We start from the raw sequence: 1,821 nt of genomic DNA on the forward strand, positions 1-1,821 counted from the left end.
GTGCGCGCCAGCAGAACCAACCCAGAAATCCGACAAGCACCAGTAGCGCGGCCACACCGCCATCGAGGAAGATCTCCACCAGATCATTGTGCGCGTGATTGAAATAGGCGGGATTGAGGTTGAACTCGGGTTCGACGTGGCGGAACACCGCATCGAACGACCCGAAACCCGAGCCGGCCGGAAAATAGGTGCGTACCGCATCCAGCACGGCCGGAAGCAGCTGAAAGCGCTGCTCGGCCTCCAGCGTATCCGTGGCGAGCACCGCATCGAGCGCCAGCGCCTTACCGAGCAGGATCACTGCCACAAGGAGCAGGACCGGACCGGCGATTAGCGCCACCGCCTTCCACACCGGCATCCGCTGCCCTGTGCCGTCCCGCCCAAGCCGGGGATGGATCAGCCAAGCCGCGAGGATACCGACAAGCCCCAACACCAGCCCCGCCCGCGACCCGGTAAGCAGAAGGATGACCAGCATCAGCAGGCCCAGTCCCAGGGCGACGAACCCCCGCGTCCGCTGTGCACCCAGACTGGCAGCCGGCAACAAGGTCCACACCCGCAGAAACGGCAGTACCAGCGCGAGAAAGGCCGCCTGATGGTTGTGGTTGGGGAACAAGCCCATCGGGGTTGTAACGTCCGGCACCCGATAGAAGTAGAGCAATCGGACTTCCGTGCTCATCTGCAGCGTGCCCAGCACCGCGCTCAGCGTTCCGATGCCGACCAGCACCGGCACCAGCCATGGCCGTTGCTCCGGCGTGACGCGCCCGTATCCAATCAGGACCACCAGCGGCGGCAGCAGCGTCAACAGGCTGTTCCAGGTCAGGTCGGGAACCAGGGACAGCGGTCGCCACGCCGGCTGAAGTCCCGCCGCCGTGACCGCTTCGACGATTTCGGCACGGCCGGGCAGCTGCGTCCAGACGGCGGGCGGCAGCGGCAGCAACTGCGCCGCCATGATCGCAGTCCACAGCAGCAGCAGCGCAAGCGGGGGCGTCAGCCGGAGCGATTGCCCGGGTAGAAGCAGCACACCGGCCAGACACAGCACCGACAGCGGCCGTAACAGCAGCAGCAGCGTCACGTCCCAGCGCGAGCTTCCTCCGGTCAGCGCACACAGGAGCAGGAACGCGACAAGCAGCCCCAGCATGGCCGGTACGGCAAGGCGCTTTCCCGTCTGCGCACCACTGCCCCCCCTGCTCCGCCCGGTTGCTCTGGGCATTTGTTCGCGCATCCTCATGCCTGTTTCTGCTGTGCGGCCCATGCATAGACCTGCTCGATCCGGGCGACCATCGCATCGGCTCCCCAATCGGACAAATCCGCTGCGCGCGACGCGGCGGCAAAGGCCAAGCGCGCGTCAGGGTCTGCGACCAGGCGTGCGAAGGCCGGGGCGACCGCCTCCGGCGTCGCGACGGAAACGAGCACGCCGTTGACGCCGTCCTGGACGACCCGCTCGATCCCGGGAAGCGCGGTGGTGACCACCGGTCGACCGCCCAGGACATATTGCACCACCACGCGCGGCAAACCCTCGTTCCGGGCGACGTGCAGGCAGACGTCCGCAGTGGCGATCAACTCCGGCAGGTTGGCGCAAAAGCCCAAGGGAAATACCCGGTCCTGCAAGCCGTGCGCGGCGATGGCGCGGGCGATCGCCTCCGCCTCCGGCCCCGCACCCGCGATCAGCAGCGCCCAGTCGCCGACAGGCGGCGCCGCGCCCAGTGCCGCGATCAACTCGGCGACGCGCTTGCGCGGTTCCAGCGCTCCGCTGATCAGGCCAATCGTGCAAACGGCGGAAAAGCTGCGTCCCGGCACGATCGCCTCGCGAGACAGCGGCGCCGC

2 protein-coding genes are annotated in these 1,821 nt (G+C 67.7%); both read right to left on the reverse strand.

Features of this window, described 5'->3' with window-relative positions; genetic code table 11:
- Positions 1-1,135 (reverse strand): O-antigen ligase family protein (locus VPH46_RS16130; RefSeq protein WP_416612856.1); only part of this gene is annotated, 1,135 nt, incomplete at its 3' end.
- An 86-nt stretch (positions 1,136-1,221) separates the two neighbouring features.
- On the reverse strand, positions 1,222-1,821 hold a 600-nt coding region (locus VPH46_RS16135; protein ID WP_416612858.1), incomplete at its 5' end, for a glycosyltransferase.

This window comes from Sphingomonas sp. MJ1 (PH-R8) (assembly GCF_048058635.1).
GTDB lineage: Bacteria > Pseudomonadota > Alphaproteobacteria > Sphingomonadales > Sphingomonadaceae > Sphingomonas.